19 protein-coding genes, 5 tRNA genes and 1 riboswitch are annotated in these 24,564 nt (G+C 33.8%); all 24 genes read right to left on the reverse strand.

Annotated elements, in window-relative coordinates; translation table 11 throughout:
• Positions 1-8: 8 nt before the first annotated feature.
• Positions 9-668 carry a pentapeptide repeat-containing protein gene (locus tag F7O84_RS13560; protein ID WP_151146194.1) on the reverse strand — a complete coding sequence of 220 codons (660 nt, stop codon included), beginning with the start codon at positions 666-668 and terminating at the stop codon, positions 9-11.
• An 82-nt stretch (positions 669-750) separates the two neighbouring features.
• Positions 751-1,227, reverse strand: a complete 477-nt coding sequence (gene ribH, locus F7O84_RS13565; protein ID WP_151146196.1) for a 6,7-dimethyl-8-ribityllumazine synthase — start codon at positions 1,225-1,227, stop codon at positions 751-753.
• A 16-nt stretch (positions 1,228-1,243) separates the two neighbouring features.
• A complete protein-coding gene (locus F7O84_RS13570; RefSeq protein WP_151146199.1) occupies positions 1,244-2,446 on the reverse strand; it encodes a bifunctional 3,4-dihydroxy-2-butanone-4-phosphate synthase/GTP cyclohydrolase II in 1,203 nt (400 codons plus the stop codon).
• A gap of 10 nt (positions 2,447-2,456) precedes the next feature.
• Entirely contained in the window at positions 2,457-3,104 is a 648-nt protein-coding gene (locus F7O84_RS13575) for a riboflavin synthase (protein ID WP_151146202.1), read from the reverse strand.
• On the reverse strand, positions 3,089-4,192 hold the full coding sequence (ribD, locus tag F7O84_RS13580; RefSeq protein ID WP_151146204.1) for a bifunctional diaminohydroxyphosphoribosylaminopyrimidine deaminase/5-amino-6-(5-phosphoribosylamino)uracil reductase RibD: 1,104 nt from the start codon (positions 4,190-4,192) through the stop codon (positions 3,089-3,091). Before ribD ends, F7O84_RS13575 begins: the two co-directional genes overlap by 16 nt.
• Positions 4,193-4,378: 186 nt before the next feature.
• Positions 4,379-4,492, reverse strand: a riboswitch (FMN riboswitch).
• A gap of 52 nt (positions 4,493-4,544) precedes the next feature.
• The gene (locus F7O84_RS13585; protein ID WP_151146207.1) at positions 4,545-5,681 is read right to left on the reverse strand and encodes a BMP family lipoprotein; all 1,137 of its coding nucleotides are present in this window, start codon (positions 5,679-5,681) and stop codon (positions 4,545-4,547) included.
• Positions 5,682-5,690: 9 nt separating this feature from the next.
• Positions 5,691-7,169 (reverse strand): GGDEF domain-containing protein, encoded by a 1,479-nt coding sequence (locus F7O84_RS13590; RefSeq protein WP_151146210.1) that lies wholly within the window; start codon positions 7,167-7,169, stop codon positions 5,691-5,693.
• 51 nt (positions 7,170-7,220) lie between these two features.
• Positions 7,221-7,646 carry a 2-thiouracil desulfurase family protein gene (locus F7O84_RS13595; RefSeq protein ID WP_151146213.1) on the reverse strand — a complete coding sequence of 142 codons (426 nt, stop codon included), beginning with the start codon at positions 7,644-7,646 and terminating at the stop codon, positions 7,221-7,223.
• A gap of 85 nt (positions 7,647-7,731) precedes the next feature.
• A tRNA-Gly gene (locus F7O84_RS13600) sits at positions 7,732-7,804 on the reverse strand.
• A gap of 29 nt (positions 7,805-7,833) precedes the next feature.
• Positions 7,834-7,904: transfer RNA gene (locus tag F7O84_RS13605), tRNA-Gly, on the reverse strand.
• Between the two features lie 22 nt (positions 7,905-7,926).
• Positions 7,927-7,999 (reverse strand) — tRNA-Phe (locus F7O84_RS13610).
• A 130-nt stretch (positions 8,000-8,129) separates the two neighbouring features.
• A complete protein-coding gene (locus tag F7O84_RS13615; RefSeq protein WP_151146216.1) occupies positions 8,130-9,470 on the reverse strand; it encodes a DUF6056 family protein in 1,341 nt (446 codons plus the stop codon).
• 7 nt (positions 9,471-9,477) lie between these two features.
• On the reverse strand, positions 9,478-9,978 hold the full coding sequence (locus F7O84_RS13620; RefSeq protein WP_151146220.1) for a hypothetical protein: 501 nt from the start codon (positions 9,976-9,978) through the stop codon (positions 9,478-9,480).
• A gap of 108 nt (positions 9,979-10,086) precedes the next feature.
• Positions 10,087-10,173: transfer RNA gene (locus F7O84_RS13625), tRNA-Leu, on the reverse strand.
• A gap of 23 nt (positions 10,174-10,196) precedes the next feature.
• Positions 10,197-10,278 (reverse strand) — tRNA-Tyr (locus tag F7O84_RS13630).
• Positions 10,279-10,379: 101 nt separating this feature from the next.
• Positions 10,380-12,470, reverse strand: coding sequence for a glycoside hydrolase family 13 protein (locus tag F7O84_RS13635; protein WP_151146223.1), 2,091 nt, complete (start codon positions 12,468-12,470; stop codon positions 10,380-10,382).
• A 545-nt stretch (positions 12,471-13,015) separates the two neighbouring features.
• The gene (locus F7O84_RS13640) at positions 13,016-13,351 is read right to left on the reverse strand and encodes a hypothetical protein (protein ID WP_151146226.1); all 336 of its coding nucleotides are present in this window, start codon (positions 13,349-13,351) and stop codon (positions 13,016-13,018) included.
• Between the two features lie 30 nt (positions 13,352-13,381).
• The gene (locus F7O84_RS13645) at positions 13,382-14,965 is read right to left on the reverse strand and encodes a DEAD/DEAH box helicase (RefSeq protein ID WP_151146229.1); all 1,584 of its coding nucleotides are present in this window, start codon (positions 14,963-14,965) and stop codon (positions 13,382-13,384) included.
• An 847-nt stretch (positions 14,966-15,812) separates the two neighbouring features.
• Positions 15,813-17,819 carry a glycosyl hydrolase 115 family protein gene (locus tag F7O84_RS13650; protein WP_151146232.1) on the reverse strand — a complete coding sequence of 669 codons (2,007 nt, stop codon included), beginning with the start codon at positions 17,817-17,819 and terminating at the stop codon, positions 15,813-15,815.
• A 15-nt stretch (positions 17,820-17,834) separates the two neighbouring features.
• Positions 17,835-18,686 carry a carbohydrate ABC transporter permease gene (locus F7O84_RS13655; RefSeq protein WP_151146234.1) on the reverse strand — a complete coding sequence of 284 codons (852 nt, stop codon included), beginning with the start codon at positions 18,684-18,686 and terminating at the stop codon, positions 17,835-17,837.
• Between the two features lie 3 nt (positions 18,687-18,689).
• Positions 18,690-19,607, reverse strand: a complete 918-nt coding sequence (locus tag F7O84_RS13660) for a carbohydrate ABC transporter permease (RefSeq protein ID WP_151146237.1) — start codon at positions 19,605-19,607, stop codon at positions 18,690-18,692.
• A gap of 58 nt (positions 19,608-19,665) precedes the next feature.
• Entirely contained in the window at positions 19,666-21,048 is a 1,383-nt protein-coding gene (locus F7O84_RS13665; protein WP_151146239.1) for an ABC transporter substrate-binding protein, read from the reverse strand.
• A gap of 111 nt (positions 21,049-21,159) precedes the next feature.
• Entirely contained in the window at positions 21,160-22,695 is a 1,536-nt protein-coding gene (locus F7O84_RS13670; protein WP_151146241.1) for a response regulator transcription factor, read from the reverse strand.
• Positions 22,688-24,436: a sensor histidine kinase gene (locus F7O84_RS13675; protein WP_151146244.1), complete on the reverse strand. Its 1,749-nt coding sequence runs from the start codon at positions 24,434-24,436 to the stop codon at positions 22,688-22,690. The genes F7O84_RS13670 and F7O84_RS13675 overlap by 8 nt, the downstream gene beginning before the upstream one ends.
• Positions 24,437-24,564 lie beyond the last annotated feature (128 nt).

The following is a 24,564-nucleotide window of genomic DNA, read 5'->3' on the forward strand; positions in this document are numbered from 1 at the left end:
AATTCAAACTATTTAATTATAACACCAAACAACTTGGCCAGTTCAGCCGCCTGATAAAGGTCCACTTTCGCCCCTCTTAATTCCATGCCCGTATCAGAAACAATGATACCTGTTATGAGACTATTTGTAAAATCTATTCCCTTTAATGGCGTTTTAAAGAAATTCGTTTGCACAAAGTCTACTTGATTGCAGAGTAAATTTTTTAACTTACACCCTGATAGACTGGCATTTTTAAAATTACTTGCTACTAATTCTACCACGCTTAAATTGGTCTCACTTAAATCTGTGAATTCAAAATTACTTTCTTTTATCAAAACATCTTTAAAAATAGAACGTCCAAATCTTGCTCCTAACGCTTTATCATTTATAAATTCGCATCGATTAAAATACCCTTCTTTGAAGTCACAATTTGATAAATCACAATTTACAAAAATCACATCAATAAAAGTAGATTTATAAAAATTACATTCACTAAACCTAACATTTTCAAAAATTACATTTTGGAGTCTATTTCCAGAAGCATCTACTTCCATCAAAAAACAGCCCTTTATGTGTAATCTTTCTATTTCTTTTTCTTCTCGTCTTGCTATTTGTAAAATTTCTATTATTTCCTCTGTATCACTGATTTGTGTTAGTTCCCTTATCATACTTGGCTTTTGTAGCTTCATTTTGCTCCCCCTTAATATAATGATATATCATATTATACCATGTATTGATTCATGTTTGTTCTAACACTATAATTAATGAAACCTAGAAATTCGATTTCTCCATTTCTCTAATTATATTAACCATTTCTATTGCCCCTAATGCACAGTCATATCCTTTATTACCAGCTTTTGAACCTGCACGCTCAATTGCCTGTTCTATATTTTCTGTGGTAAGAACTCCAAACATGACTGGTATCCCACTACTTATTGATACATGTGCGATTCCCTTTGCTACTTCACTACACACATAATCATAATGTGTCGTGCTTCCTCTTATCACTGCCCCAAGACAAATAATTGCATCATATTTTCCACTCATTGCCATTTTTAAAGCAATTAAGGGAATTTCATATGCTCCAGGAACCCATGCAAGCATGATATTATCTTCGTTTACCTCATGGCGTTTCAGCCCATCCATAGCCCCTCCAATGAGCTTTGATGTAATAAACTCATTAAATCTTGATGCCACAATTCCAACTTTAATTTCATTTGCCACTAATTTTCCTTCAAAGGTTTTCATATGTTTTCTCCTTGTATTATTTATAATTTAAAATATGTCCCATTTTTTCTTGTTTTGTCTTTAAATAAAATAAATCATGTGCACTAGCCTCCATTTGAATCGGAATTCGTTTGATAACTTCTATTCCATATTCAGATAATTGACATACTTTATCTGGGTTGTTTGTTAAAATTCTTATGGTCTTTACTCCTAAATCTTTTAATATATGCGCACCTATATAATATTCTCTTTGATCACCTTCAAAACCTAATTCTATATTTGCTTGCAAGGTATCCATTCCCATTTCTTGTAATTCATAAGCACGTAGCTTATTAACAAGACCAATTCCTCTTCCCTCCTGTCTCATGTATAGAAGGATTCCTCTTTCTTCTTTCTGTATTTTCAGCATCGCTGCCTTAAGTTGCTGGCCACAATCGCATCGAAGTGATCCAAATACATCACCTGTCAGACATTCGGAATGAACTCTGCATAAAATATCTTTGCCATCCCCTATTTCTCCTTTAACCAAAGCAATATGGTGCTCCTTGTTTAACTTATTAACATAAGCGTATGACTTGAAATCTCCATATTTTGTTGGCATATTCGTAATGGCACTACATTCTACAAATGATTCTTGTTTTTTTCTATAATCTTGTATTGCTTTTATTGTAATAAACTTTAAATTCCACTTTTTAGAAAGCTCCTCAAGCTTTGTCCTCCTCATCATAGTTCCATCGTCCTGCATAATTTCACAACAAATTCCACACTCTTTTAATCCTGCTAGACGCATAAGGTCAACCGTTGCTTCCGTATGACCTGCACGTTCCAATACTCCATTTTTCTTTGCCAATAGAGGAAACATATGACCCGGTCTTCTAAAATCTTTTGCATTTACATATTCCTCAACACACTTCACAGCCGTAATACTTCGTTCTTTGGCCGATATGCCTGTTGTAGTTTCAATATGATCTATGGATATGGTAAAGGCTGTTTCATGATTGTCTGTATTATTTTCAACCATCAAAGGAAGCTGTAATTTTTCTGCTATTTCTTGACTCATCGGCATACAAATCAGGCCTTTTCCATATGTAGCCATAAAATTAATATTTTCTTTTGTAGCATATTGACTCGCGCAAATGAAATCTCCTTCGTTTTCACGCTTATCATCATCCGTTACGATAATAATTTTCCCTTTTTTTAATTCCAGCAATGCCTCTTCTACTGTATTATATTGAAACATCTTAACCCTCCTAGTATCCGAATTTGTTTAAAAAATCTCTCGTTATATTACTATCTGTTCTTACTTTTGTATCATAGTACATAAGTTTTTCAACATATTTTCCTATCAGGTCATTTTCTAAATTGACACAATCACCGACTACCTTTGTAGATAATATTGTTTTTTGAGCTGTGTGAGGTATTACAGAAATGCTAAAATGGTCTTTTGCAACCTTAGCAACTGTAAGGCTAATTCCGTCAATTGCAATTGATCCCTTTTCTACTATGTATTTTTGAACTGCCTCTTCGGCTTTAATATGATACCAATGAGCTATATCATCTTTTTGTATTCTAATTATTTTGCCTAATCCATCTATATGTCCTGACACGATATGTCCGCCAAACCTTCCATTTACAGGCATGGCTCTTTCTAAATTAACAAGGCTTCCTGTTGTCAAATCAAAAAGTGAAGAGCGCTTTAACGTTTCATGCATGATATCCGCAGTAAATATGTCCCTACAAAAGCTAGTTACGGTTAGGCATACACCATTTAGTGCCACACTATCACCTAATTGTAGGTCGTTTAATATTTTACGTGCTTGCACCGATACCTTTATAGAGTGTAAACCTCGCTCTACTTTGTCAATCCTACCAATTTCTTCAACTATTCCTGTAAACATGAGTATTGCACCTCACTTTCAATCAAAAAATCATCTCCTAGTTGTAATACCTTGCTATTTTTTAAAAAAAATGCATGGTCAGGATTCTCAATTCCAATACCTGCTATTGGCGTTTTAGCTTGCTCTCCTCCAAATAATTTGGGTGCGATATAACAGCAGTGCTTATTCACAATTTGGCTTTGTAACGCCGACCAGTGAAGTGCTCCTCCTCCTTCTATCAAGACACTATCAATTTCTTGAGTTCCTAATTTCTTCATTAGCTTCTTTAAATCTAAATGTCCATTTCTTTTTGGTACCGTAATGACTTCACATCCCGCCTGCCAATAAGGCCTTTGCTCCAATACACTTGTACTAGCGGTTGCTATTATCGTTTTAATCGCTTTTGCTGTGGTAATTACCTTTGCATTCAAAGGGGTACGTAGATTCGTATCACAAATAATTCGTATGGGATTTTTTCCATTTTCTACTCGACAAGTTAACAATGGGTCGTCAACAAGTACCGTTTTCACTCCAACCATAATAGAAGAATATTTATGCCTCTGTCTATGAACATGTTCTCTTGCCAGTTCTCCTGTAATCCATTTAGACTTTCCACAATGTGTTGCGATTTTTCCATCCATTGTCATTGCATATTTCATGATGACGTAAGGAGTATTCGTAGTTATGTAGTGAAAGAATACTTCGTTTAACTTATTGCACTCCTCCTCTAGGACATGTTCAATTACCTTAATACCATGTTTTCGAAGTAGAGCAATGCCTTTTTCTTGCATGATTGGATTTGGATCACAAGAGCCTATCACCACTTTTTTTATTCCACTTTTTAAAATGGCATCGGTGCAAGGTGGTGTCTTTCCATAATGGCAACAAGGTTCTAAAGTTACATAAAGAGTTGCTTCTTTTGGTGAAGTAATGCAATTATTTAAAGCATCTCGCTCCGCATGAAGTTCACCATATTTTCTATGATAACCTTCACCGATAATTTCTCCATTTTTAACAATTACAGCTCCAACCATAGGATTGGGATTTACAAATCCACACCCCGCTTTAGCAAGCTTAATTGCTCTTTTCATGTAATCATGTTGAATCATATTTCCTCCTTTCACATAAAAAAAACCTTGAAATAATTTTCAAGGCATTCTAACTTTAAGACTCGCTTACAATTGAAATATAAATAATCCGTCGTAATAGGACATAATGTTCTATTACAAAAAAAGCTCTGAAATGATATGGCATTTCAGAGCACAAATGATTACATTTACAATCATGTAAACTAACTTTTTCTTCTTTCATCCAGACTATACTGTCGGCTTCGGAATCACACCGAATCAACCTTACGGCTCGTGGGCTTTACCACCGGTAGGGAATCTCACCCTGCCCTGAAGATTATATTCAATTGTTTTTGACTATATCACTTTCCATACTTTTTGTCAAACGTTTTAATCAATGTATAAATTCTACATGGGTAGCAATCAAGGGTATGTCTTTTGTGGTGGAATCCTCTTCGTTATTTATTATTTGAATTTCACCCGCAACCAGTTTTTTATAAATACTTTCATAATTTTCTTTTGAAAAGACTCGAAACCTTGATGTATCCATCGGTAATCCTATTCCATTGTTTTCTGCGGAAAATCTTTGTATCGTACCTCCTGGAAAAGCACCAGAGTAGTATTGTTCAATTCCTTGATAGACTGCCGTCATAATCATTTTCATGGCAGAAGTAATAATCACATTAGACTGGGAACCTTGATCTGCATCAACACCAATAACATACCCGTTTTCCATTTCTGCCGCTTCAATCACTGAATTTCCGATTGCTCCCCCGCATGCAAATATAATCTGAGTTCCATTTTGATACCAAGAAGCTGCCATATTCTTGGCATCGTCTGATTCCCCAAATGTACCTGCATAGGTATATACTATTTCAGTCTGAATCCCCATTTCCATTGCGGCTTTTTCACAACCTTGTACAAATCCATACCCATACTTTATAACAGCAGGTACTGCCATACCACCTATAAAGCCAAGTTTTGTATATCCTTCTTTGACCGCTGCATAGCCTGCCAAAAATCCAGCTTCTTCCTCCTGAAACATAATTGCAAGTACATTGTCTTCGATTCTTGACTCACTATATGCAACATTATGAGGCTCTCCATCAATTAGAATAAAGGTCACTTCAGGATATTTATCCTGAACAATAAAAATAGGTGTTTCAAAGTTATATCCTGGACAAACCACCAGCTTAGCGCCATTTTTAATTGCTAACTCAATGTTATCAACATAGGCATCTAAAGTTCCCTCTTCTGGCTGATAATTCTTGTATGACACACCATGTTCTAAAGCATATGTCATAATTCCTTCCCAGGATGCTTGGTTAAATGATTGATCTTTAATTGTGCCTAGATCAGATACCAATGCTATCTCATACGTTTCCTCTTCGGCAACTTCTAAAGACTGTGTTGAATCTGATTCATCTGTGTCTTTTTTTAAACTAGTACATCCTATAAAATGAATTGTTACTATAACCAAATAAAACACCGTAACAAACAACCTTTTTCCAAGCAACCTTTTTCCAAGCATCCTTTCACCTTACTTTCTTTGATACCGTACCAATTGATCTTTGCCCTTTTCCTTTGCTTCATATAACGCCTGATCTGCCGCCTTAAATAAAGTTTCAAAATCTTGAGCGTCTTTTGGATACCAAGCACAGCCAACACTAAAAGTAACAGATTCTGCTATTCCTCCAGAGTTTGCAAATCCACGAAATATCTCATATACCCTCTTAGTCTGCATTTCTTGTTCCTCTTTTGTCTTTATGTCTGTTATAAAAACAAAAAATTCATCTCCTCCAACTCTTCCCATAATATTATGGCCTTTTAAGGATTCTTTTAAATAGCTACCAAGCTTTTTTAATACCTCATCTCCTGCAGAGTGTCCTTTTGAGTCGTTAATTTCTTTGAAGTTATCGACATCAAGAATAAACAGTATGCCTCCTAGATTACTTTTATCTTCTATATACTCTTTGATTTTATCTTCCGTAGTTATTTTATTATAAAGCTTTGTTAATAAGTCTGTTTTAGCTGCGACTTGAAGTTTGCGATTATGTTTGTTGTAAACCAAATATATAATAGCCATAGTACCTAGCATAAAAAACAAAAAAATAAAAATCAGCACAAGAAGATATTGGATTAATTTTTTTATATCAATCCACTCATTCGTTAGCTTTTGTTCATACAAATCCTTTTCATATCCAACCGTAACATACCAGTCACTAATTCCTACTGGAATACCAATCACAAACTTTGAACCCTTGTCCATCGTAAGCGAAAAGGAAAATTCTTTTTTATTAAGAGCTGCTTCCCTAATCCTATCATAGTCAAAAGTATCATCTAATTGTTGAAACCATTTAATTAACATAGTATCAGAAGGAGGCTCGTTCTTTAAGCCTTCCGTCGTTATAATCAAACCATCATCAACACTATATAGCATAAAGGTGTCATCATAGGGAATCAACTTTGTAAAAAGTTTTCTAATATGACTAACGGAGTAATACATGAGTATATAACCGTCTATATTTTCGTTCTTCATAATTGGGATTACAGATACTACTGCTTCTGCCTGCATAATACTTTCTTTTTGTAAATAGGCATAATACTGCTTGTCTACGTCTTGTTGAAGCAATAGGTCATCTTTTTTTACGTTCACCTTGATACCATTATGTGTAAAACCAATCCCTTTTGTATCGCAATAAACCACCATATAGGCATTTGAATTATTACATAAAGCACCAATTACTTTTAATTGTTCTCTTTGATTCATGTATTGCATGTTTGCAAACATATCTCGAAATGCAATTCCCATCCTTGTCATGATATCAAGCTCTTCATGAATCTGAAGTGCAAAATTCTGCGTTTCAACAAGCAAGTCATCTTCTACTACCGACCGAGCTGCTTTTTCACTTGTTATACTGAAATTATAAAGAAGAATGAAAATCATAATTAGTAAAACGGTAACTGGTAAAAAAACAACCCATACTGCAATATAAGTTTTTCTTACTTTATTATTCATTGACTTTCCTCATATTCTTTTTCCATCAATGCAATCCATTTATACTCGACACTATACCAACTTTATTTCCTTCTCTCCCAAAATAGTAATACCGTTTTGAGCTAGTAGATTTGCCAGAACTCCATCCCCTTTGATTAGCTGTCCTGTAAATGTCCCATCATATATTTCCCCATAACCACAAGAGGGGCTTCGTTCTTTTAAAATCGCGTATTTGCAATCAAATAAATTAGCTAATTTTAAAACTTCATCCGCTCCTTTTTGATAATAATCCGTTACATCTTTCCCTGTCTTTGTCATAATCCGATTTCCCACTTTTTCGGCAGGTTCTCTGGGCGTTGGTAATCCACCAAATATTTCAGGGCATATCGGTATTAGATGATGTTTCTTTTTTAATTGTTCTAATTCAGGTATTTTTTTACCTGTTCCATCGTATCGACACTCAATGCCTAGCAGACAAGCACTTATTAATATATTCATGAAACCTCCTAAGTGGTGTTACAATTTCCTTGTATGAAAAAAATCCTGTAACCTCTAAACTGAAGGCACAAGATTCTATAATAAGAGCGACAGACGAGACTCGAACTCGCGACCTCCACCTTGGCAAGGTGGCGTACTACCAACTGTACTACTATCGCATACATATAATAACATAATTATCTAACCAAGCGGGTGATGGGAATCGAACCCACGTATCTAGCTTGGAAGGCTAGTGTTCTACCATTGAACTACACCCGCATATTGAATAACTAGCTTACAATGCCCAGAACCGGAATCGAACCAGTGACACGAGGATTTTCAGTCCTCTGCTCTACCGACTGAGCTATCTGGGCGAATCTATCATCTAACTTCGCTAGCAACATGATAAATTCTACCAGATTACATCGGTTATGTCAACCCTTTTCAAAACATTTTTTATACTATTTTAACATTTTTAATTGCAAAATAAAGCCTGTATTTTTATTATCGAATATAGGTAAGAGTACTAATAAAGCTAATACATCCAATGCTTATAAGTAAGTATTTAAATTTATCATCTACTATTTTCTTATCAATCATATCACAAAAGATATAGCAATCACATATTAGAAAAATCATAATAAGAGGAATAAAAGTTCGCTTGCCAGAGCGATAAATAGTAGGGGAAAAACCCATTGCCATTCTACTTAAAAATCCTCCAATGATAGCACTGATGATTAAAAAACCTTTGAAATTAGGGTATATAATAAATATGCAGACTAAGACACAAGCACAAATCATTCCTAGTAGTACCAAGGGAATATAGGCACTTCTTATATCAAAGTTTGATAAATCAATGACACCGTAAGTTCCCAAAGCGTTTGTGATTCTGTCAACTCCCGGAATAAACTCAATTACAATATTTCGAAAATATCCTAAAGCAAGGCAAAGAAGCAAAGGAAAAGCCGCTAGCATTCTATAGAATACGGATTTAGTTACACGGAAAATATAAATACATAGCAGTAAACAAAGTAAAACAAAGAATAAATTGTCAATTATGTAATATACTGTAGTTGCATACCCTAGTTGTAATTTATCCAAAAAGGATAGCATTTTAAAATCTACCAAAGCCTCCGCAATTTCAACCTGTGTTCGTACTTGATTTCCCGGACTAATAAATGAAAAAATCAATTCACTGAATGCAATTATACTTTGTATTGCTAGTAATCGTTTTGTTTGTTTATTAAAAAACTGATAGAAAAACAACACAACAAATAGTATGAGTAATATCAAGCTTATTTGCTCTTTATTACTTGCTATGATATTCGCACAGATAGCCATTAGTATCTCAAACCATCTTAACTTTTCTCCCTTTACTTGCTTTAAAGCATAGTAAATAGCTATCATAGCAAATATATTAACCCAAAAATAATACATTGTAGTAACTGCCCATCCACATTCAGAAAGCGCGTAAAATGGATAGAACATGAAAATACCCGTACAAATCATGGCATGGTTCATATTTACCGTCAGATTCAACATCTTAATCGTTAACAATGGAACGCATGCAATCATAATAATATTTAGTATCTTCCATAGCGTCATTGATATATGTAAAATAATAGCAGAATAGGAGTCTATAATTAGCCTTGAGCTGTGATAATAGTAATTATTAAGAAAAAACCTTTTAAGACTAATATCATTTAAGACTTGAGAATAGTAATAGTCATCACCTTCCCATCCTTGTATTAGCCAGTGCATAAGTACAACAAGCCCTGTAAACAATCCAAAAATAAAATAGGCTCTTACTTTATGATTCTTGCGAAGCTGTAATAACTGATTCATTTTTTACTCACCCCTTCTCTACATTCCCCATATAAACACCGCTATGCATAAGTTCGTTTTCGTTTTTGTGATTATAGTAATAACAAATTTCATAGCCAAGATTGTTAAAGTCTAATTTGGATTTTGAAACCCTTGCTATAAAACCACTATTGGAATAATCTGTTCCATCGTCTAGCGTTTCTGTTACATCAGGCCGACGAAGCAGTTGAGTCGGTAGCTTAAAATATTCTCCTGTATCAATGCAATATAGCAAAACATAGCCATTCACCGTTTTAATGCTTTCACCCTTTTTATATGCATATCCATTAATAATAAAAAAGTCTGAGTCTTGAATCGAATCAATATTTACCACAATATCTTTTACTATCTTACTGTTTGATGCATTGAAGGTTACAATCTTTGTATTTTGCTTAAAAATCAGGATACAAAATAAAATTAAACATGAAAAACATACGGTTAAAAAAATAAAAATTACTTTTTGTTGTAAAGTTTTATCTTTGTATATCATATTGTTCTCCCCTTTCCTATGATATCTTATCTTTTGTTCTTAAATTTAAACACAAAAAAAGTACGAACTTAAATTAAGCTCGTACCCCCACATAAGTTTAAATTTTACTGCCGGCAACCGGAATCGAACCGGTACGGGAGTATAAGTCCCGCAGGATTTTAAGTCCTGTGCGTCTGCCAGTTCCGCCACGCCGGCATGGATATTAGGAAATATCCTACTGGATGGAGAAGGATTCGAACCTTCGAAGTCGTCGACAACAGATTTACAGTCTGCCCCCTTTGGCCGCTCGGGAATCCATCCATTTTTATATATGAACAGGGCTACGGGTATTACCCAATCAGTCCTGACAATATATAGTTATAACATAATCAAAAAAAAAGTGCAAGCATTTTTTTATTAAATTATAAATTTTTGAGTACCATTGCACTTTTTGCTTCCATTGATAGCTTTAAGTAATTCCCATTCATTTTAAAGTGGAAATTTTGAAGCGTAAAATCGCCATTTGCAGTCTTAAATACACTTTTTAGTACAGAGTCATAAGATAATCCAATCTCCCATGCAGGCACCACGATTTCTCGTTGTTTCTCATCGTTATTTATAAGAATTATCATTTGTTCCTTTGCATCAAAACGTCCATAAGCAATCACATGCTTTTCTCCCACTAAAAATTTGATGGAACCACTTTTTAGGACTTCATACTTTTTATGAAGCGCGATGGCTTGCTTGTGAAATTCTATCAATTCTTTGTCTTCGTTCCCCCAAGGATAGCTTCTTCGATTATCAGGGTCTGTAAAACCGCAAACTCCTGCTTCATCTCCATAATAAATTGTGGGCGCTCCTGGCCAAGTCATCTGAATGATAACCGCTTCCATAAATACTCTCTTATCAACACCCTCATTTGCTGCGCTAGGAGGATACGTACTTACTCGTCCTACCAAACCATTCGTACGTGTCAGAAAACGGGAATGGTCATGATTGGATAGTTCATTCATTGCGATTTGTAAAGATGCTCCTTGAAAGCTTGCCATATGATGTCTCATTGCACCAAAAAAACTTGCTGCATTTCCTTTTAAATCATCTCGATATTCATCGCTATGCTTTTCCATACCTGTCAAAAACCATGTTACAGGCTCCATAAAGGCATCATAGTTCATAACGGTATCCCATTCATCCCCAAGAAGCCACTCTTTAGGATCTCCATAATGCTCGGCTAAGATAAGAGCGTCTGGATTACTTTCTTTTACTGCTCTTCTAAAGTCTTTCCAAAATTTATGATTAAATTCATTGCTATACCCAAGATCTGCTGCCACATCAAGACGCCACCCATCGACATTATAAGGTGGTGAAACCCATTTTTTTGCAATCTCTAACATATATTCATAGAGCTTTGGTGACTCTTCATAATTAAGTTTTGGTAATGTGCTATGTCCCCACCAACCATCATACTCTGGATTATAAGGCCAGGAATGATTCGAATAAAATTTAAAAAAGCTATTATAGGGACTATCCTTTGAAATGAACGCTCCCTTTTCATAATCTTCTTCTGTTTCATAGATTCGCTCTCTATCCATCCATTTATTAAAGGAGCCACAATGATTAAAAACACCATCTAATATAATTTTTATACCATTTTGATGAGCCAATTCCACTAATTTTGCAAATAGCTGATTACTTGCTTCTAAGTTTGTTTTATCGGTCACTCGTTTTCTGTATTTGGTTGCATGCTGGTTATTATTATCACCTGGTAAAAGACACTCTCCCCCATCATTTGGTATTTTACCAAAATGGGGATCAATGTAATCATAGTCTTGAATATCGTACTTATGATTGGAGGGGGATACAAATAATGGGTTAAAATATATCACATCAACCCCTAATTCTTTTAAATATGGAAGTTTATCTATTACCCCTTGTAGATCACCACCATAGAACTCTCTTACCCCCATTGGATCAGGATATTTATTCCAATCCGTTACCCTTTTTACTTGGTCATGTATATAGGAGTATTCTCTCTCTTCGACGTCATTGCTTGTATCACCATTGAAAAAGCGATCGGTAAATATTTGATAAATAACTGCTCCTTTTGCCCATTCTGGCACAGAAAAACCAGGTATGATCAAAAACGCATATTGATTCAACGCTTCTTTTACCACACCTAATTTATTATAGTAGCATTTTATTCTTCCAACAATAATTTCAAAGTGATAGCTTATCGTTTCTTCTTCCACTTCTAATTCTGTTTTATAAAAATCAAATACTCCATCTATTTGATACCGGATCATCTTATATTTAGCCTCTTTTGTAACGAGATAAACTGCATCTACATTATCTTTTTCTGTACGAAAGCGAATCGTTACCTTTTCATGCTGCAATGGCTGAACCGGTGTGCGATAATTTTTTGTTTCATCTGTAAATAATGCATTTCGATTTAGTGCTGGTCGCATTTGTGTTACATACGCTTGTCTTTGAAATACATTTTCCATATTATCCATAACAGGCTCCTTATTTACATATAGATATAAGTATATTCTATTATATCCCATTCTATTATACAAGGCATTCAAATTGTTAGATTTTACGAAAAGTTCTTTGTTTTTACTATTGCTCACTAAATTTTTACAAAATAAAAAGACAGCCATCCGAACTGCTGTCTTTTTAGGAGAAGGTATTTCTTTTTATGGGGGTGTAGCAAAAACTATATAATGTATTGGGGGGGGTTTTACAATAATTATTATAGCATTTCAGTTAACATAAGTGTGCACAAAGATTATGATTTTTGACATTTTTTTTTATATATAGTTTACTATGTAAAGAAAACGTTTGCAGTTTTCGATATAAATTTTGACCGAATCCTGTAAATTTTTGATTTTGTATTTGTCAGACGTAAAATAGTGTATGTACTTTGATATTGTGTATTAATATTTATTTCTTATTCTGCCAAAACAATAGCACCAAGTAAGAATTCTTGGTGCTTAAAGTGTAGGCAAACGCTTTATGAAATCAAAAAATTAGAAAACGATGCGTCCTTATTCTATTATTAATAAAAACATGCCATACCAAAACCAATTACTCCACAAACCAAACAGATTAGTTCAAGTATTTTTTCAACAATAGGGTGAATCAAATAGGCTAGTTTGTCATGCTTTTTAAAATGATACCATTTGTTTACTGCTATGATATCATATACAATCACACAAATCCCAACTCCTATTTGCTGAAATTTAATTGCATTTCTCATCATTTCGCTATACTCGGGATTCCCCGCTGTATTATTAAAAAATGCAAATGCTTCAAATATCAGATATAACACAGTAAACACGATTGCTGTAAATTTATAGTTTTCTACTTTACCACTTTTACCTTCTACAATCATAATTACCTCCTATGCGTTTGACATGGTTATTTATTTTTTATTTGCTGGTTCAATATTAATATTCTTACCCTTAATCTTAGAATTTTCCATTGCTTTTAGTACTTCCGATGCATATTCACGTGGTACTTCTACAAAGGTATATTTATCATACATATCAATGGAACCTACTAATTTACCAGGCATTCCGCTCTCACCTGCAATCGCTCCTAAAATATCTCCTGGGCGAATGTTTTGCTTCTTTCCGATATTAATGAACAAACGAACCATTCCATCTTCTGCACCAGTATTTTCAAAGTCAAATTGTTTTAATTCTTCTTCTTGCTTTTCTCCTAATGCCAAGGAAAGAAACGCTGCTGCAACATCCATTGAAGTATAATCTTCCTGATTTAAGTGTTTTTCAATGACATCAATCATTCCTGTTAAGTCTTCTGTTTCAATTACATTTTTTACTTTTTCTAAAACTTTATCAACTTTAGTATTCTTAACATCATTTAAAGATGGAATTGGCTGTGCTAATATTTTTGTTTTACAATATCTTTGAATATCCTTTAACTTATAAACATCTTTTCCAACAACAAAGGAAAACGCCTTTCCTTTTCGTCCTGCTCTACCCGTTCTTCCGATGCGGTGTACATAGTATTCATCATCTTGTGGTAAGTCATAATTAAATACTGCATCGACATCATCCACATCGATTCCTCTTGCCGCAACATCCGTTGCAACCAAAATCTCTGTTTTTCCATTACGAAAACTATTCATAACGCGGTCTCTTTGAGACTGCTTTAAATCACCATGAAGACCTTCTGCAAAATAACCTCGTACTTGTAATGCGCTTACTAATTCATCAACCATTCTTTTCGTATTGCAAAATACAACCGAAAGTTTTGGATCATAGATATCTAATAATCTTGATAAAACTTCTTCTTTGTTTTTTGACTTTACTTCAAAATAATACTGTTCAATGTTTGGTACTGTCAATTCTTTTTTTACTACTTTTACTGTCTTTGCATTTTTTTGATATGTTTTTGCAATATCTAATATCGCCTTTGGCATGGTAGCTGAGAAAAGTACCGTTTGTCTTTCTTTTGGAATTTCCTTAAGGATTGTCTCTATATCCTCTCGAAATCCCATGTTAAGCATTTCATCTGCTTCATCTAATACAATCGTATGAACATTCTCAAACTTAACTGTTTTACGTCTCATATGATCCATTACACGGCCTGGAGTTCCTATTACAATCTGTGTTCCAGCCTTTAATGAGCGAATCTGTTTCACAATATCTTGTCCACCATAAATAGGTACAATCTTTAATCCGTGCATAAATTTTGATAAATTTCTGATTTCTTCTGCTACCTGAATGGCCAACTCTCTTGTTGGACACAAGATAATTTCTTGTAGGCATTTATTCTTAACATCTACTTTTTCAAGTAGCGGAATTCCAAATGCTGCTGTTTTCCCTGTACCTGTCTGTGCCTGTCCAATCACATCTTTTCCACTCATTACAACTGGTATCGCCTGTGCTTGTATTGGCGTTGCTTCCTCAAATCCCATTTCGGTTATTGCTTTTAATATTTGTTCTGATATTTCTAATTCGTCAAATCTCATTGTCTCCATTTATTTCAAATTCCTTTCTTATTGCCAAACCCATCTTTCATCCAGTGTTTTTGGTACGAAATACCCACTAATTATCATCTATTTCTTTATCTATTTCTATTCCTGTTAGCGTAAAAAAAAAGCACTAATACACAACGTATTTGGGCTTAACTTAATTGTAACTTATATACATTTCTTAAGACAAAGCATTTCTTAATAAGTATACCTTATGCAAGCATTTTTGTCAAATCCTTCTTTCTATTTCTTTTGATATTTAAGACAAAAACTTGATTTGTCAAAAGCAAATATTACATATATGAAATTGTCGCTTTGTAACGTCTATTTTTCATTCCATAAGGTCAAAGAAGGAATGAGCGATAGACGTTTTTAAAATTTACTAGATAGAAGGAGGAAATTAGGTTTCTAGAAATGAGAAGAAAAAACAATTATTACTAGAAGAGGTTAGTATTCGTGTGTTAGAGAATAATACTTCAGAAAACGATACATTACCTTCCTCTTGCAGTACATACAAATCGCTTGAACCAAATCTCATTATCGTCTTAGGATAACGATAGGTTTGCTAGTGATATATCATTTGTCGGTTCACTTTATAATGAGAACCATGTCTTTTTGATCGATTAAAAGATAAACTAAGTGATAAGCTTGATACTTATACAATAGGTTATCTGGAAGGGTTAATGCAGTCTCAATTAAAAATTTATGGTTTTAACTTTTTAGAAAACTATATATCAAAAGGTAAGTGCCGGGCATAACTATCACGTAAGATTAAAGGAAATGCTACAAATTATCTATGAATAAGAAACACCGCATCCTACAAGTTGATTGAATGATGCGGTATTTTTATTCTTTAATCATATCTTTCTTCCATAAGGGAAAATATTTCATCATCAGTCAAATGATTTTCCATATTCAAAATAAGCATAACTTTACTATCTTCTGGTGCATACAAAAATTCTCTCTGCCATTGATAAAAATGTGGACCGTCCTCCATGTTTCTAAGATAACTCATTAACCCTGATAAAACCCATGCTGTTTGTTTTATATCGGTCAGACATTCATTTTGATAAAAATTCTTCCATTTTCCGTGTTCACGGGCTCTTAGTTCATGATTTGCCTGCAAATAATTTTTTTTTGCCTTTCCCACAAGATAAAATGATTGCTTATAGTTTTCTTTTTCTGCTTCTAGCAAGCCTTCACACAGCAAAGAAGCTCCTTTGAAACAATAATAATGGACTCTTGCTTGAAGCAATAACGAATCACGAAATAACTCTTCACTGTTATGGTCTAATGAATGAACGGTTAATTCACACATTTTTAGATACTTATCGTAGTTATCGGTAGCATTTATACACATATTTTTATAACTATTTATTTGATCGATTAAATTATTTGTGTTTCTAAACCATAGTAAACTTTCTGCATGTTTCGTCCTATCTTTCATAAATTGTGAAGCAAGTGTTCTCGCAACATGATTTGAAAATTGCTCCCCTGCATGTTCATCCTCCTTATTTCCATAAGAAAGCGCGTATTTTGAATATGCATCAAAACATTTAATTATCTCTTCTTGATATTTGCTTCCATAGTAGTTTGTAACATAGTTATTTTTAAATACTTCGCTATCCATAGAATCGCATTTCCATATTTTAGATATATAGTCAAGGAGGTATACATGTGGCTTTATGTTAGAACAGTTTATAATCCAGAAATCACTGGCATTGCATTTTATTACTTTATCCAATTCTTTTTTTATGAACGCAATGGAATTAGGCAACATAGTAATATGATTTGCGGCTTGCAAGTCATAGAAAGAGACATGATAATAAATTCCATGGCTTCCCTTTTCGCCCTTTGTTGGTAAGGAAGGTATTCTTGGATTATGATTATTTTGCCGTCTTGTAACCATTTTACCATAGCCATTATCAGCCCATATTTTAATAATATCCTTTGGAACTTTTAGAAATCCTTTTTGATAAAGCTCCATTGTTTCTCCATATAAGTTAGTACAACATATAGCATTCCCATCATTTTGTTTTACCATATCATATTGTTTTTGGATGATATCACTCATCAAAGCTCCTCTGGCTTCATCCGTTTGATACCTAGGATCATTGTCCCAAAATGGACAATCACCCTGTCCTCGAAACCCTAGATTCCAAATGACCTTCATTTTCTTTTGCTTTTGAATGCCATCCTGCCAAAGTTTTTCAAATTTCTCAGCATGTTCATCATAGGAGGGGCTGAGATTAGGGTATTGCCTAGCAAACATTTCTGCTCCCAAAGGCTCTGCATGATGATGTGAAACATAAAATCCCATCTCAGATGCCATATCACGATAAGTATTACTATTCTTATCGGTACCAGGAATTACCATATTTCCTCCTAAGCGAAGTAACGCTTCAAAAAGCATTTCCCAAGGCTTTGATTTTTTTCGCTCAACATACCAAGAATTCAACAGTACCTCATCATTCACGAACCAACCTCTATACTTTACTTTAAAAGGAGTCGATTGATAGAAATAATCCTCAGGCAATCTAAATTCATTTTGAGGAATTATTTTTTGATCGTTCCAAAACCAAAATTCATGTATACCCAAAATCCTACGACTTACTTCATATATGCCATATATAAAACCAAATTCATCCTTTGCCCTAATTTCCAATCTATTATTGAATGCAATCAGCTGATAGCACTCTTTTTCTTGCTCATATTCAACGAGACAAATTTCTGCACCCGGTAACTTCGTCTCCAAACACGATTTACACAAATCTCTTTTTAAATTTTCAACTGCTTTTCGTACTGATTTGATGCGAATCGTAGTAGTTATCGTGGTATTTCGATTAATACATAATTCCATTTATTTCTCCTCTCATTAACCCTTAATTCCATCCATTGCAATACCATCTACCAAATAACGTTGAAATATAATAAAAAATAAAATAATTGGTAATAAGGATATGACTGACATCGCAAATAGACCACCATAATTATTATAAGAATTAGGGTCAAGGTACATATTTAATGCTAACGGTATGGTAAATTTCTTTGTACTATTTACAAAAATTAGTGGTTGAAAAAAATCTTGCCAAATCCAGTAAAATGCAAAAATGGATGATGTGATAATAGCAGGCTTTACGATAGGAACCAATATTTTGAATAATGTCTGAATTCTCCCACATCCATCAATTTGTGCCGCTTCATCTAACTCTCTTGGTATCCCCTGGAAAAATTGTACCATTAAGAAGATAAAAAAAGCACCTCCAAAAAACCAAGGTAATATTAATGAAATTCTTGTGTCAATTAAGTTTAATTTTTTAAGAATAATGTATTGAGGTACGACCATTACTTGAGCTGGTATCATCATCGTCATCATTACACACCCAAATAAGATATTACCAAATCGAAACTTAATTCTTGAAAAGGCGTATGCAGCAAACAAAGATGATATCACACAGCCTAGCATACCAACCACTGTAACATATAATGAATTCATAAAAAAAGTTGAAAACCTAACTCCTCCTATTCCTGCAAACCCACTCTTATAGTTTGTTGCCACATCCCAAACTTTGGGAATCAAGGAATATGCATCTTGAAACATGGTTTGGTTACTTTTAAAGGAGCTGGCAAGTAACCAAAGCAATGGATAAATCATGATAAAACCTAACATACATGCTTCTATATGGAAAAGAACAGAGTGTATTTTTCTTTTATTCTTTCGTCCCATCTTTTATTCCCTCCCTGCTTCATAATGTACCCAACTATTTTGGGTCTTAAATAAAAACAATGTAAATATACCAATTATGGCAACTAATATCCAAGCAAGAGCACAACTATATCCCATATCAAAAAAAGTAAAGGCACGTCGATACAAATACAAAACATATGAGAGTGTGCTATCTAGTGGGCCGCCATCTGTGATTACATAGCTTTCTGTAAACACACGAAATCCATTAATTATTTGTAGAATCAAATTAAAGAATATCGTTGGCGTTAACATTGGTAATGTAATTTTGCTAAATACTTTCCAAGGCTTCGCACCATCCACCATTGCTGATTCATATAAAGAATAGGGAATTTGTTTTAACGCGGACAGAAAAATAAGCATAGATGACCCAAACTGCCATACTCCCATAAGAATAATTACACCAAGTGCAGTATTGGTATTGCCAAGAAGTGATACCTTTTGTTCCATTCCAAGCGCATTCAAAAGTGACATAATCACTCCTTGATTTCCAAACATTTGCTTCCATACAACTGAAACTGCAATACTTCCTCCAATAATAGATGGGACATAATATAAAGTTCGGTAAATACCTAATCCTTTGTGTTTTTTATTTAATAGCATGGCAATGAATAATGCAAAAGCCAATCTAAGAGGAACTAGTATTAATACGTATGTAAATGTAACTCCTAGTGCTTTATAGAATGTTTTATCTTCTGTGAAAGCTCTGATATAATTTTTTAGCCCAATAAATGTTGGCTCATTTAGCAGGTTAAAATCCGTGAAAGAATAGTAGATAGAAATTATCATAGGTAACAGCCACATTAATACAAACCCAAAAATCCAAGGGGATAGCATTAAATATGCCGCTATATTATCCTCACGTTTATAGTGCGTTTTTATGATAGTGTTTGATTGTTTCATAATTATTCCTCATTTCTTAAAAGAGAAGGAGACAATCACGTCTCCTCTCCTTAAACTACTATTGGTTATTTCTTGCTAAAATTGCATTTGCTTCTTCTCTAAAAGTTGCTGCTGCATCAGCTACACTTTTTTGCCCATAATACACACTATTGGCAGCATTTTTAAATGCTTCATTTACTTCGGACATTCCAACTGGGTCTGGAGCAGGTGTTTCACCAGCTAGCTCTATCGCACTGTCAATTGCATCAAACATCGCTGCTTGTTGATCTGTCATTTGTCCACCATCAATCATATGTTGTCTGATTACAGACGAAACAGGAGTTCCTCTTTCTGCCATTAATATGTCATTTGCCTCTTCTGAGTTAATAAACCAATTAATAAACTCTGCTGCTTCTTTTTTAACATTTGAAGTTTCTGCTACAGAGAAAAACATACCTGGCTTTAACCATAATCCCTTTGCATCAGAATCTTGTGATAGTGGCGGTGTAACCATTTTAATCTTATCATTTACTGTACTTACTTTTGATGCGTAATTATTCCACTCTATAATCATTGCTGCATCACCTGTCACAACTGGACCAGCTTCCTGACCTAATGTAGCAATCTGAGCAAACTCATCCGGATTTGGCACTGCATCTTTTTCCATTAGGTTACTCCACATTGTAATATAATCTTCTAGTATTTTATCATCCTCATAGCCTAAAGATTTGTTATCATCACTAAATAGTGAAAATCCATGCTGTCTCACCCAATAGTTAAATAAATTTGTATCTGCTGCACTATCTAGCGAAGCTCCATACTTTCCAGTTTTTTCATAAATTTGTTCATTCAATTTGATAAAATCACTCCAAGTCCACTCAGCAGATGGTTCTTCAATACCTGCCTCTACAAAAACAGATGGATTATATCCTACGCTTAGCATAGAACTTGATAATACTAATCCAGTCATTTTATCATCAATTTTTCCAGTATTTAAGAGATTTTCATCAATATTTGAAACATCAATCGTACCATCGTCAATGAATTCTTGTAAATTGGTTACCGAATTATTCTTTGCGTAAGTAGTTAGGTAAAGATAATCCATCTGTACAATATCAGGCATCGAGCCAGATGCCGTTTGCGTAGATAATTTATCAAAATATCCATCCCATCCTGATGGAGATGTTTCGAATTTGATATTTGGATGTGTCTGCGTATATAAATCTAATACTTTTTGAGTCAATTCGTGTCTTGTTTGGCTACCCCACCATGCAATTTTGATTGTAATCTCATCTTGACTCGTACTCGTATCTTCTTTTGCTTCTCCTTCACTTGTGTTTTCACCTGTTGTATTTGTTGTTTGATTACTTTCCGTTGATTTGCCTGTTGAACACGCTGCAAGTGATAATGACATAGTTCCTGCTAATAAAACTGCAAGAACTTTTTTTAAGTTCTTTTTCATAGCTACCTCTCCTTTTTATTTTGTTTTCTATCTGTGTTATTATTTTAAATAACTTTCCAACTTATTTGAATGGAATAATTTGTGTTATAATTTGAAAAAAACCGACTTTTTTTATTGAAAGTCGGTTTTTCCATTTCTCTTTAGCATATCCCTATATTCTGTCGGCGACATTTCCGTCACTTTCTTAAATGCTTTTGAAAAATACTGTCCATCTGGAGAATATCCCACTAATTCTGCTAAATCCGATATTTTAATATTCATATCAAACTGAAGGAGCCTTTTAGACAATTCTATTCTTATGTTTAAGAGGTATGTTGAAAATTTTATTTTTTGGTTTTTTGTAAATATTCTTCCAAAATAATCTTCGTTCATATAGAGTACCTCTTTTGCCAAATATTGTATGCTCATTTCGGGATTACTAAGATGTTTATAGGTTGCCAAGAGGATATCTTTGACTTTTTTAGCCTCTTTTGTTTCACATATCATATCTGGTTTTAATTCGGCAATCGAATCTAACATCTGCTTATATAATTCCCATCCGCAATTATTTTCCTCTTCATTGTAAACTGGATCAAATATGAATTCTATACCATACAGGCTTTTGAGTATCCAATTACACATTTCTTGTTTTTGCAATATTGTGTATCCTTTCAACTCCATTTTCATAAACGTAAGGTAAAGTTCAAACAAAAGCTCTGTATAACTCTTTAAATTTCTCATTTTTTGATATGATATTAGCATTGAAAGTTCACTTTGTACTTCTTTAAACATACCATAGTGTATCAGTTTATCTCCAAAGTCAGATGAACTCATCATGATTAATTCTTTTACTTGAATGTATAATTTATTCACTTCATTTAAAGTTCCCTCTTCACTAACTATAGCTATGATTGGAAGCGCTGTGATACGTTTTAATTCAACTTTAGCTCTATTTGATGCCGCTTCTATCTGTTTTACTTCTTTAATCGTAAGTAAAAACAGTACTTTATTTTCAATTGAAGTGGATAAAATAATATTTTTTGCTTCTAAAAGTTCTCCCATTATATTTTCTAATGCAAATTGTTCTAAGTAATCAATCTTATCTTCAAAGCACATAGCAAGAACTCGTACCATCTGGGAAGTTTCTTTTAGTTCTTCCAAAAACAAATCGAAATCACCTTTCATTTGTTCTCTGTTTAGTAGCATATTTCGAAATATTTGTTCTTTCGCCCTAGGAAGTAGCTTACGTACTGTATTATGGTAGTTACTATTAGCTTTCTTTTCTTGCAGCTTGTTTTGAATTACTATTTTGACTTTTTCAATGACCTCTATAATTTTTTCTTCATCACAGGGTTTTAAAATATAATGTCGTACCCCTTCTTCCATAGCCTGACTGGTAAATTCATATTCTCCATATCCTGAAAGGACGATAAACTCCGTCTCAATCATATTCTGTCTTGTTTTTTTAATCAATTCAATCCCATTCATAATTGGCATTTTTATATCACACAATATGATATCTGGATGATTATTTTGAATGATATCAAATGCTTCTACACCATTCCAAGCTGTACCGATTAACTGAATATCATATTCTTGCCATGGAATCAGTTTTGCCATGCCCTCCCGCTCGATTTCTTCATCATCTACTATTAAGAGCTTAAACATCTCGTCCTCCTGCTTCTTTTGGTATTTGTATTGTTACTTTTGTCCCTTCACCAAGTTTACTATCAATGATTATCTCACTTTTGGGGTATGCTATTTTTATTCGCTCACGAATATTCTCCAAACCAATTCCATGACCTTTAGGTTTTAACTTAAAATTTTTAACCATCTCTAATTCATCCTCCGTCATGCCTGGCCCCGTGTCTTCAACTTCTAGTATAATAAAATCCTTATCTTCAATTGCGCGAATAATAATATTACAACGAACGAATGAGTTTTCCACTCCGTGGTAAATAGAATTTTCAATTAATGGCTGTAAGATCATTCGTGGAACCTTGTATCCTGATAGTATCCCCATTACCTCAACACGAAAGTCCACCCTCTTTTGATATCGAAATTGCTGAATTGTAATATAGCTTTTTGCAGCTTCTATCTCGTCTTCTACTGTTACATATGGTTCTTTTTCAAAGGACGCTCTCAAAAGCTTTCCTAATTCCATAATCATTTTGCTTGCTTCTTGCTTTTGTTCAGCCTTTATCATCCAATTTAAGGCATTGAGTGTATTATATAAAAAGTGCGGGTTAATTTGTGCTTGTAGCATTTTATATTTGGTATCCTTTATTAATATTTGTTTCTTATAATTTTCATTTATCAGATTATCAATTCGTTCTAACATAACCAGAAACTCCTGGGACAATAACCCTACTTCATCCGTTCGTTTCTCCTTTGACAAAATTTCCTTGGCACTTTTGAAATCTTCTCCCTCTACATTTTGCATAGATCTGGATAAATTATGAATCGGACGTGTAATTACAGAGGAAACCTTTCTCATTGCTATCACCATGAGAAGAAATGTAACTACAAACGCTATCAACATAAGATAACGAACTAACATGGTTTGTCCAAATATTTGAGAATAGGGAAAATAATTAATATAAACCCATCCATTCACTGATGATTTCAAAAAACACTTAAAGTATCTCTCTCCCTTATACCTTATTATCTCGTACCCCTGTTCCTTTGTGCTCTTCGAATCATCTAGAAATTGGTCTCCTTCACTATAAATCAATCCCTTATCCGAATATACATACAATGTTGAATTAGTAAATTCCAATGATGCCTTCTTTTTCCCAATCATACCTGTTATATCACTCGTTAAAATAAAAGTACCAAGATAGTTGAGGCTAGCATTTTTTCTCTCCAAGATATCTCTACCAGATATAAGATATGGATATTCTTTTGAAGGAGCTACCAATACATACCCTCCTCTTTGTTCACCACTTACCCTTAGGAACTCTCGATATGTTTGCTCATCTAGTGGTCCGCGATCTATCCCAACCTGAATGCTTACGTCCATTCCATTTACGTACATGACATTTTGTACAATTGGGTGAATATTTATCTCATCTAGTAAAATACTACGAATTTGATAAAGTTGATAATAATATTCCTGTGAAAGATATTTTGTTTCGTTTGCATTGGCCAAATTCTCCTGTACCTGTGTATTCATGGCCAATGTATAACTTAAGTTTTCTATTTCATCTAATCCCTTATTAACTTCTTGTGTAAAAAAATCAAGCTCTTGCAATGATTTTTCATATAATTTTTTATCGTATATATTCAAGCTGAGTTGAAATGCGACAATCGAAATGATGCAAAAAGCTCCTCCAAATAAAAAGTATACTGTCATCATTTTATCCGATAATTTTAAATCACCAAACTTTTTTTTTAACTTTTTAACCATACTATCCTCCTGGTTAAATACAATTTTGTTATTAGGTATATTATTTCATCCTATCATCAAACTATATTTTTTTCAATGTAAGATAAAAATCCGCCTATCGTATCAGTTCTTAGTGACTGACACAATAA

Origin of the sequence: Candidatus Galacturonatibacter soehngenii (genome assembly GCF_008830185.1) — a bacterium.
Lineage (GTDB): Bacteria > Bacillota > Clostridia > Lachnospirales > Lachnospiraceae > Lachnotalea > Lachnotalea soehngenii.

Bases quoted from the DNA above. Each gene is read 5' to 3' on its own strand.
- F7O84_RS13560 (WP_151146194.1), bottom strand. From the start codon at position 668: ATGAAGCTACAAAAGCCAAGTATGATAAGGGAACTAACACAAATCAGT.
- ribH (WP_151146196.1), bottom strand. From the start codon at position 1,227: ATGAAAACCTTTGAAGGAAAATTAGTGGCAAATGAAATTAAAGTTGGA.
- F7O84_RS13570 (WP_151146199.1), bottom strand. From the start codon at position 2,446: ATGTTTCAATATAATACAGTAGAAGAGGCATTGCTGGAATTAAAAAAA.
- F7O84_RS13575 (WP_151146202.1), bottom strand. From the start codon at position 3,104: ATGTTTACAGGAATAGTTGAAGAAATTGGTAGGATTGACAAAGTAGAG.
- ribD (WP_151146204.1), bottom strand. From the start codon at position 4,192: ATGATTCAACATGATTACATGAAAAGAGCAATTAAGCTTGCTAAAGCG.
- F7O84_RS13585 (WP_151146207.1), bottom strand. From the start codon at position 5,681: ATGCTTGGAAAAAGGTTGCTTGGAAAAAGGTTGTTTGTTACGGTGTTT.
- F7O84_RS13590 (WP_151146210.1), bottom strand. From the start codon at position 7,169: ATGAATAATAAAGTAAGAAAAACTTATATTGCAGTATGGGTTGTTTTT.
- F7O84_RS13595 (WP_151146213.1), bottom strand. From the start codon at position 7,646: ATGAATATATTAATAAGTGCTTGTCTGCTAGGCATTGAGTGTCGATAC.
- F7O84_RS13615 (WP_151146216.1), bottom strand. From the start codon at position 9,470: ATGAATCAGTTATTACAGCTTCGCAAGAATCATAAAGTAAGAGCCTAT.
- F7O84_RS13620 (WP_151146220.1), bottom strand. From the start codon at position 9,978: ATGATATACAAAGATAAAACTTTACAACAAAAAGTAATTTTTATTTTT.
- F7O84_RS13635 (WP_151146223.1), bottom strand. From the start codon at position 12,470: ATGGATAATATGGAAAATGTATTTCAAAGACAAGCGTATGTAACACAA.
- F7O84_RS13640 (WP_151146226.1), bottom strand. From the start codon at position 13,351: ATGATTGTAGAAGGTAAAAGTGGTAAAGTAGAAAACTATAAATTTACA.
- F7O84_RS13645 (WP_151146229.1), bottom strand. From the start codon at position 14,965: ATGGAGACAATGAGATTTGACGAATTAGAAATATCAGAACAAATATTA.
- F7O84_RS13650 (WP_151146232.1), bottom strand. From the start codon at position 17,819: ATGGAATTATGTATTAATCGAAATACCACGATAACTACTACGATTCGC.
- F7O84_RS13655 (WP_151146234.1), bottom strand. From the start codon at position 18,686: ATGGGACGAAAGAATAAAAGAAAAATACACTCTGTTCTTTTCCATATA.
- F7O84_RS13660 (WP_151146237.1), bottom strand. From the start codon at position 19,607: ATGAAACAATCAAACACTATCATAAAAACGCACTATAAACGTGAGGAT.
- F7O84_RS13665 (WP_151146239.1), bottom strand. From the start codon at position 21,048: ATGAAAAAGAACTTAAAAAAAGTTCTTGCAGTTTTATTAGCAGGAACT.
- F7O84_RS13670 (WP_151146241.1), bottom strand. From the start codon at position 22,695: ATGTTTAAGCTCTTAATAGTAGATGATGAAGAAATCGAGCGGGAGGGC.
- F7O84_RS13675 (WP_151146244.1), bottom strand. From the start codon at position 24,436: ATGGTTAAAAAGTTAAAAAAAAAGTTTGGTGATTTAAAATTATCGGAT.